At 73.0% G+C, this 7586-nt stretch carries 7 protein-coding genes; 2 read left to right on the top strand and 5 right to left on the bottom strand.

Features of this window, described 5'->3' with window-relative positions:
- From NWP09_RS10215 to NWP09_RS10205, 3 genes are all read right to left on the bottom strand, one after another.
- Nucleotides 1-589, bottom strand: a 589-nt coding sequence (locus NWP09_RS10215; protein WP_258275407.1) for a sigma-70 family RNA polymerase sigma factor, incomplete at its 3' end; no start/stop codon positions are given.
- Between the two features lie 16 nt (nucleotides 590-605).
- Nucleotides 606-1262, bottom strand: a complete 657-nt coding sequence (locus tag NWP09_RS10210; protein WP_258275406.1) for an FMN-binding negative transcriptional regulator — start codon at nucleotides 1260-1262, stop codon at nucleotides 606-608.
- 165 nt (nucleotides 1263-1427) lie between these two features.
- Nucleotides 1428-3299, bottom strand: coding sequence for a phosphoenolpyruvate carboxykinase (GTP) (locus NWP09_RS10205; protein WP_258275405.1), 1872 nt, complete (start codon nucleotides 3297-3299; stop codon nucleotides 1428-1430).
- 247 nt (nucleotides 3300-3546) lie between these two features.
- On the opposite strand from NWP09_RS10205, the gene NWP09_RS10200 reads away from it, so the two are divergent.
- Complete coding sequence (locus NWP09_RS10200; protein WP_258275404.1) at nucleotides 3547-4980, top strand: helix-turn-helix domain-containing protein; 1434 nt, start codon at nucleotides 3547-3549, stop codon at nucleotides 4978-4980.
- A 196-nt stretch (nucleotides 4981-5176) separates the two neighbouring features.
- A complete protein-coding gene (locus NWP09_RS10195; RefSeq protein WP_258275403.1) occupies nucleotides 5177-5803 on the top strand; it encodes a three-helix bundle dimerization domain-containing protein in 627 nt (208 codons plus the stop codon).
- Between the two features lie 54 nt (nucleotides 5804-5857).
- On the opposite strand, the gene NWP09_RS10190 is transcribed toward NWP09_RS10195, so the two are convergent.
- Nucleotides 5858-6712 (bottom strand): SGNH/GDSL hydrolase family protein, encoded by an 855-nt coding sequence (locus NWP09_RS10190; RefSeq protein WP_258275402.1) that lies wholly within the window; start codon nucleotides 6710-6712, stop codon nucleotides 5858-5860.
- Nucleotides 6713-6823: 111 nt separating this feature from the next.
- On the bottom strand, nucleotides 6824-7586 hold a 763-nt coding region (locus tag NWP09_RS10185), incomplete at its 5' end, for a cation-translocating P-type ATPase (protein ID WP_258275401.1).

Raw genomic sequence — 7586 nt, 5'->3', positions numbered from 1 at the left:
GCGCCGGAGCGCCGGCCCGCTGCTCGTGCGCGCCGATCGCGCCGGGGCGCGCCGGAGCGCCGGCCTGCGGCGCGTGCTCCTCGCGCGACGCCCGCTCCTGCTCCCGCTCGAGCATCCCGCGCAGCTTGCCGAGCGCATCCGACAGGTACCGCTTGACCGCGCCCGCCGAGATGCCGAGCTCGGCGGCGACCTGCTCGACCGTGCGGTCCTCGTCGTAGCGCAGCACGATGCACGCCCGCTCGCGGGGCGTGAGCCGCTGCAGCCGCGCCGCCATGTCGAGCCGCTCGCCCGTGAGCGTCGAGCCGGAGTCGACCCGCTCGCGCTCGGCGACGAGCGGCGCGATCCGTCGCCAGCGCTGCCCGCGCCGCGCGCGGTCGAGGAACCGGTTCGCGATCGCCCTGCGCACGTACGCCTCGGCCTGCTCGACCTCGAAGCCGTTGCGCAGCCGCCCGAACGTGGCCGCGAGCGCGTCCTGCACCATGTCGCGCGCCTCCTCCTCATCGCCGGTCAGGAGGCTCGCGTACCGCACGAGCGCCTCGCCGCGCTTCGCGACGAGCTCCGCGCAGACCTGCTCCCACCGGGTCGCCACGCGAATCCTCCTGCCCCTACTGACGAACGAGCGGGCCCTGGCGTTGGGCCGCAGCCTCGGCCGCGCGCATCCGATCGGCGAGCGGGGGGTTGGATGCGTCCAGGTGCGCGAGCACGCTGCCGCGCGTCGCGGGCGACTTGTTCTGGCTCATCTTCGACTTCGCGTCGAAGGAGCGCACGTGCAGCCGCAGGCCCACAGTGCCCATCGCCATGCCGCGGTTGCCCTCGTCGTCGATGTCGAGGCGCACGCCGTGCTCGGGGGCGTACACCGACTCGAAGTGCTCGACGAGCTTGGCGAGCGTACGCATGTTGGCGTCGGCATCGAGCACCTCGACGTCGCACGTCATCGTGGCCATCTCGAAGTTCCACGTCGGCACCTGCCCCGCGTCGCCGCCGACGTACCAGCTGGGGGAGATGTAGCCGTGCGCGCCCTGGGCGACGACGAGCATCGTGCGGTCGCCCTGCTTGAGCAGCCCGTGGAGCCGCGCGTCGGCCCGCCCGAGGTGCGTGACGAGCACGATCCCGTCGCCCTCGTGCTCGTCGTCGAGCAGCACGGGGGAGGGGGATGCGACGGGTCCGCCCGCAGGATGCGACACCAGGAGCATCCACGGCGCGCGCCGCAGGAGGTCGCGCACCTCGGCCTCGCCGATGCGGTAGAGCGGATTCGGCTGCATGCGCCCATCGTCCCCCATCCGGCGCCCATCCGCGCGTCCCGCCGCGCCGCCCCGCCGGCAGTCCGCGAACGTGCACGGACCCCGGATCGGCAGGGGGACCCGAGATCCGGGGTCCCCTCGCCGAACCGGGGTCCGCGAAGCGTCTCGCCCGCAGGCGCGAGCGCGTCAGACGCCGACGGGCTGCGCCTGCTGCACGTGCTCGAGGCGCCACCGCACGTGGTTGAGCTGGCGCACGAGGCCCGTCGGCAGCGCACGGCCGAACTGGCCGAAGAACGCCTCGACGTCGACGAGCTCGGTCAGCCACGCCTTCGGGTCGATCTCGAACAGCTCGTCCATGACGGCCTCGTCGATCTCGAGCCCGTCGAGGTTGAGCGCGCCGTCGGCCGGCAGCACACCGATCGCCGTGTCGACGCCCGCGGCGGTGCCCGCGACACGGCCCGCGATCCACTCGAGCACCCGCGCGTTCTCGCCGAAGCCCGGCCACAGGAATCCGCCCTCGTCGTCGCGGCGGAACCAGTTGACCGAGAAGATCTTCGGTGCGTGGCGGCCGAGGCGGTGCCCCATGTCGATCCAGTGCGTGAAGTAGTCGCCCATGTTGTAGCCGCAGAAGGGCAGCATCGCGAACGGGTCGCGGCGGATCTCGCCGACCGGGCCCTCCGCCGCGGCAGTCTGCTGGCTCGACACGGTCGCGCCGACGTAGACGCCGTGCTCCCAGTCGCGCGCCTGCAGCACGAGCGGCACCTGCGTCGGGCGGCGGCCGCCGAAGATGATCGCGTCGATCGGCACGCCCTCCGGCGCATCCCAGTCGGGCGCGATCGACGGCGCCTGCTCGGCGCGCACCGTGAAGCGGGCGTTCGGATGCGCGGCGGGGCCGTTGGCCGGGTCGTACGGGCGGCCCTGCCAGTCGATGAGGCCCGCGGGGACCTCCTTCGTCATGCCCTCCCACCACACGTCGCCGTCGGGGGTGAGCGCGACATTGGTGAAGATCGTGTCGTGCGACATCATCGCCATCGCCGTGGCGTTCGTCTTCTCGGAGGTGCCGGGCGCGACGCCGAAGAAGCCGTTCTCGGGGTTGATCGCCCACAGGCGGCCGTCCTTGCCGGGGCGCATCCACACGATGTCGTCGCCGAGCGTCTCGACCGTCCAGCCGGGGATCGTCGGCTGCAGCATCGCGAGGTTCGTCTTGCCGCACGCCGACGGGAACGCGCCCGCGAGGTGGATCTGGCGCCCGTCCTCGTGCTTCATGCGCAGCAGCAGCATGTGCTCGGCGAGCCAGCCCTCGTCACGCGCCTGCACCGACGCGATGCGCAGCGCGAAGCACTTCTTCGCGAGCAGCGCGTTGCCGCCGTAGGCGGAGCCGAACGACCAGATCTCGCGCGTCTCGGGGAAGTGCGAGATGTAGCGGGTGGGGTTGCAGGGCCACGCGACGTCCTGCTGGCCCTCGGCGAGCGGCGCGCCGACCGAGTGCACGGCGGGCACCCAGTCGTCGGTGCCGCGCATCGCCTCGAGCGCCGCGGTGCCCACGCGCGTCATGTAGTGCATGGATGCGACGACGTACGGCGAGTCGGTGACCTCGATGCCGAGCTTCGAGATGGGGCCGCCGACCGGCCCCATCGAGAACGGGATGACGTACATCGTGCGCCCGCGCATTGCGCCGTCGAAGAGGCCGCCGAGCACCTGCCGCATCGACTCGGGGTCGCGCCAGTTGTTCGTGGGGCCCGCGTCGTCGCGATCCTCGGAGCAGATGAAGGTGCGGTCCTCCATGCGCGCGACGTCATCGGGGTGCGAGCGCGCCAGGTAGCTGCCGGGCCGCGCGGGCACCGGCACGATCGTGCCCGCCTCGAGCATCGTGTCGATGAGGCGCTGGAACTCCTCCTGCGAGCCGTCGGCCCACACGATGTCCTTGGGCTCGAGCAGCTCGGCGACCGACGCCACCCACGCCACGACGCCGGGGTCGGCGCCGTCCGGCGCGTTCACCGCCTTCGGCTTGACGGGCTTGGCGGATGCTCGGGTCGGCGCGGGAGGCAGGATCGTCATGGGACGAGTCAACCGGGTCGCGCTCGCCGCCGCACGCCTCCTGAGGCATAAGGTTCACCGTTTCCTTCCTCACCAGCAAACGCTCGGCCGGGCTGAGGGCCGCCGATGGTCCGGCCCGAGTGTCGGTCGACGCGCCGGGGGCGCCGCGTGCGATCGTCGCGGTCGCCGTACAGGGCTGAGAAGTCGCGGAATCTGCCCGACCGAGGCCGGCGCTGAAAGTTCATGTGAAGTTTCGTACACTGTGAGGATGGTCGACGCAGCAGTCCTGGGGCACCGCATCCGTCACTTCCGCAGCGCGGCAGGGCTCACGCTCGACGCGCTCGGCGAGCGGATCGGCCTCGCCGGCAGCCAGCTCTCGCTCATCGAGAACGGGCACCGCGAGCCGAAGCTCAGCCACCTGCAGGCGATCGCCGAGCAGCTCGGGGTGACGAGCGCCGACCTGCTCGACCCCGAGCCGCCGAGCGAGCGCAGCCGCATGGAGCTCGACCTGCAGCGGCTGCAGGAGGGGGCGAGCTACAAGCGGCTCGGCCTGCCGACCGTGCGCCCGACCCGCTCGATGGGCGACGACGTGCTCGGCGCGCTCGTGGGGCTCCACCGCGAGCTCGACCGCCGCGCGCGCGAGGCGATCGCGACGCCGGAGCAGGCCCGCCGCGACGCGACGGCGCTGCGGCACGCGATGCGCGAGCGCCACAACTCGCTGCCCGAGCTCGACGAGCTCGCGGAGGAGCAGCTGCGCGCCGTCGGCTACGAGGGCGGCAGCATCACGCACCGCACGGTGACGGAGATCGCCGCGAAGCTCGGCTTCGAGCTCGTCTACGTCACCGACCTGCCGCACTCGACCCGCTCGGTCACCGACCTCGAGAACGGCCGCATCTACCTGCCGCCGGCGTCGATCCCCGGCGGCCACGGGCTCCGCTCGATGGCGCTGCAGGCGATCGCGCACCGCCTGCTCGGGCACCACGAGCCGCAGGACTACAAGGAGTTCCTGCAGCAGCGGCTCGAGATCAACTACTTCGCCGCCGCGACGCTCATGCCGCGCACCCGGGCGGTCGACTACCTGCGCAAGGCGAAGCGGGAGCGGAACCTCGCGGTCGAGGACTTCCGCGACGCGTTCGGCGTCACCCACGAGACCGCGGCGATGCGCTTCACGAACCTCGCGACGACGCACCTCGACATGCGCGTGCACTTCCTGCGGGTGGGCGAGGACGGCGCGCTCTCGCGCGTGTACGAGAACGACGGCCTGCCCGTGCCCGTCGACGCATCCGGTCACGCCGAGGGGCAGCTCGTGTGCCGGAAGTTCGCCGCCCGCACGGCGTTCGAGCGCACGAGCCGCACGACGGAGTTCTACCAGTACACCGACACGCCCAACGGCACCTTCTGGTGCTCGACGCAGACCGGCTCGGGCACCGAGGGCGAGTTCTCGATCTCGTTCGGCGTGCGGTTCGACGACGCGAAGTTCTTCCGCGGAGCGCAGACGGCGTTCCGCGAGGTGTCGACGTGCCCGGACGAGCGCTGCTGCATCCGGCCGAGCGACGGGCTGCAGGAGCGCTGGCGCCACCGCTCGTGGGCGTCGGCGCGCATGCACCAGCACACGCTCGCGCCGCTCCCGTCGGGCACCTACCCGGGCGTCGACGACGGCGAGCTCTACGAGTTCCTCCAGCGGCACGCGCCCGCGCTCTGACCGCGGCCGTGCACAACGCAAGCCCGCGAGAGGAAGTCAGCGGCGTGCGGCGACCGAGGTGCCGAGGTACCGCGAGCATCGCGCGGCGAGCTTGCGTTGTGCACGGGAATCGCCGACGCGGCGGGCGCCCGGCTCGCTGGTGCGCGACCGGCGCGAGCCATAACCTGGTTTCGCCACGTCGACCGAAGGAGCCGACATGACCCTCGACGGACTCGCCTCGCCCGACGAGACCCTGCGCCGCGGCGCCCGGCACCTGGCAGAGCTCCATCCCCACTTCGATCCTCGGCTGGTCGAGCGCATGGTCTTCGAGTCGCACGCGACGCTCGCCCGCGGGGCGCGCATCCGCACCCATCTCCCTGCGCTCGCGCTCAAGTTCGCGGCCGACCGGCTGCAGGCCCTCGAGGTCGCCGAGGGCAGGCGCGGCGACGGGCCGCTGCGGATCCTCGTCGAGTCGATCCGCAACGACGGCATCTCGCAGATGGCGGCGGCGTTCCTGAACGCGCTCGGCGGCGGCCGCGTCGAGGCGCTCTCGGCCGCCATCAACCCCGCCGACGAGGTGCTGCGCACGGTCGTCGACGTGATGGAGGAGGACGGCGTGCCGCTCACGGAGAGCTATCCGAAGCCCGTCACCGACGACGTCGCGCGGGCGGCCGACGTCATCATCACGATGCTCATCGAGCACCCCTTCGACGTCGCCCCGCACCAGCAGGTGCTCGACTGGCCCTTCGACGACCCCGCGGGCCTCAGCACCGACGAGGTGCGGCGCATCCGTGACCGCGTGCGCAGGCAGGTGCAGGAGTACCTCGACGGCCTCGAGGCCTGAGCGGGCGCACGCGAGGGCGGCCGCGAGCGGCTGTGACGGGCGGATGCGCGCGGTTCAGCCGGGCACGACCGTCTCGAGGATCTCGGCGTAGGCGCGCATGCCGGCGGTGTTCAGGTGGAAGCTGCGGTCGAACGTGGCGGAGCCGGAGACCACCCCGCTGACCCACTGCTGGCCGGTGTCGCACAGCCCGTGCCCGTCGAAGGCCGTGGTGACGTCGACGTACGAGACGCCCTCGTCGGCGGTCGCGCTCATGTAGGCGACGAGGCCCGCGTAGATCGCGGCGTTGACGGCTTCGATCGCGGCGTTGACGAACTGCGTCTCGGCGGCGGTGAAGGTGATCGGCGTGCCGCGGTACGTGCCCGCGCGGCACGTGCCGCTCGTGAGGTCGCCGAACAGCAGCGGGTAGCCGGTCACGAAGATCTGCGCGTTCGGCGCCTGCGCGCGCACCGCGCCCAGCAGCTCGGCGATCTCGCTCGGCAGCTGTGCGATCGCGGCGAGCGCCTGGGCCTTCGCGACCTCGCACGCCACCGGGTCGCCGCCGTCGCGGCACTCGAGGAGCACCGCCTGCCAGCCCAGGTCGTTGATGCCGACGGTGATGGTGACGAGCCGGGTGTCGAAGCCGAGCGCGCCGAGCTGGGTGGCGATGACGTCGTCGGTGGATGCGCCGGTGCACGCGAGCGAGACGACCTCGGTGCCGAGGATGGTGGCGAGCTGCTCGGGGTAGGCGCGCGCCGACCGGAGGCACTCGGTGTCGGTGTAGGGCAGGTTGCCGGTGCCGGCCGCCTCGGAGTCCCCGAGCGCGACGTAGACGGCGCCGTCCGGCGGGGCGACGGCGGTCGCCGGAGCGGCTGCCAGACCGGTGATGCCGACGAGTGCGGCGGCGAGCAGGGCGAGCGAGCGTCGTTGCATGATGACCCCTAGCGTCGGGATCCGAACGCCGTGACCGCCCGGGTCGGGGCCGATGCTAGCCCTCGACGCACCCCACCGCCAGGGGTGTGCGAGCCGCGGCGGTCGCCGCGATCACGCGGTCGGGCGGAACCAGCGCAGCGTGAGCGAGTGCAGCACCACGAACACGCTCGAGAACGCCATCGCGGCGCCCGCGATGAGCGGGCTCAGCATGCCGGCCATCGCGAGCGGGATCGCGAGCACGTTGTACGCGAACGCCCAGAAGAGGTTGCCGCGGATCGTGCGCAGCGTGCGGCGCGAGAGCGCGATCGCGTCGGCGGCGCCCGCGAGGTCGCCGTGCACGAGCGTGATGTCGGCCGCCTGCTGTGCCGCGTCGGTGCCGGTGCCCATCGCGAGGCCGAGGTCGGCGGCGGCGAGCGCTGCCGCGTCGTTCACGCCGTCGCCAGCCATCGCGACCTTCGCGCCCCGCGCCTGCTCGGCGCGCACGACGTCGAGCTTGCCGGCGGGGCTCACGCCCGCGACGACGCGGCGGATGCCCACCTCGTCGGCGACGGCCCGGGCGGCGCGCTCGTGGTCGCCGGTGAGCATGACGACCTCGATGCCGAGCCCGTCGAGGCGCTCGACCGCGGCGCGGCTCGTCGCCTTCACGGTGTCGCGCACCGCGACGACGGCGCGCATGCGGCCGTCCCACGCGACGGCGAGCGCGGTGGCGCCCTTGCCCTCGTGGGCGTCGAACGCATCCGCCAGCTCGGCCGGCATCGTGACGCCCCAGTCGGAGGCGAGCCACTCGGGCTTGCCGACCTGCACGGCGCGGGCCTCGACGACGCCCACGACGCCCGCGCCCTGCGCGGCGCGCACGTCGGTCGCGACCCCCGAC

Origin of the sequence: Agrococcus sp. HG114, from assembly GCF_024723325.1 — a bacterium.
In the GTDB taxonomy this organism is placed as follows: domain Bacteria; phylum Actinomycetota; class Actinomycetes; order Actinomycetales; family Microbacteriaceae; genus Agrococcus.
The sequence above is the reverse complement of the archived record's forward strand: the minus strand, read 5'-3'. Positions and strand labels throughout refer to the sequence as shown.

Coding starts and splice junctions, on each gene's coding strand:
- NWP09_RS10195 (WP_258275403.1), top strand. CDS start 5,177: ATGACCCTCGACGGACTCGCCTCGCCCGACGAGACCCTGCGCCGCGGC.
- NWP09_RS10205 (WP_258275405.1), bottom strand. CDS start 3,299: ATGACGATCCTGCCTCCCGCGCCGACCCGAGCATCCGCCAAGCCCGTC.
- NWP09_RS10210 (WP_258275406.1), bottom strand. CDS start 1,262: ATGCAGCCGAATCCGCTCTACCGCATCGGCGAGGCCGAGGTGCGCGAC.
- NWP09_RS10200 (WP_258275404.1), top strand. CDS start 3,547: ATGGTCGACGCAGCAGTCCTGGGGCACCGCATCCGTCACTTCCGCAGC.
- NWP09_RS10190 (WP_258275402.1), bottom strand. CDS start 6,712: ATGCAACGACGCTCGCTCGCCCTGCTCGCCGCCGCACTCGTCGGCATC.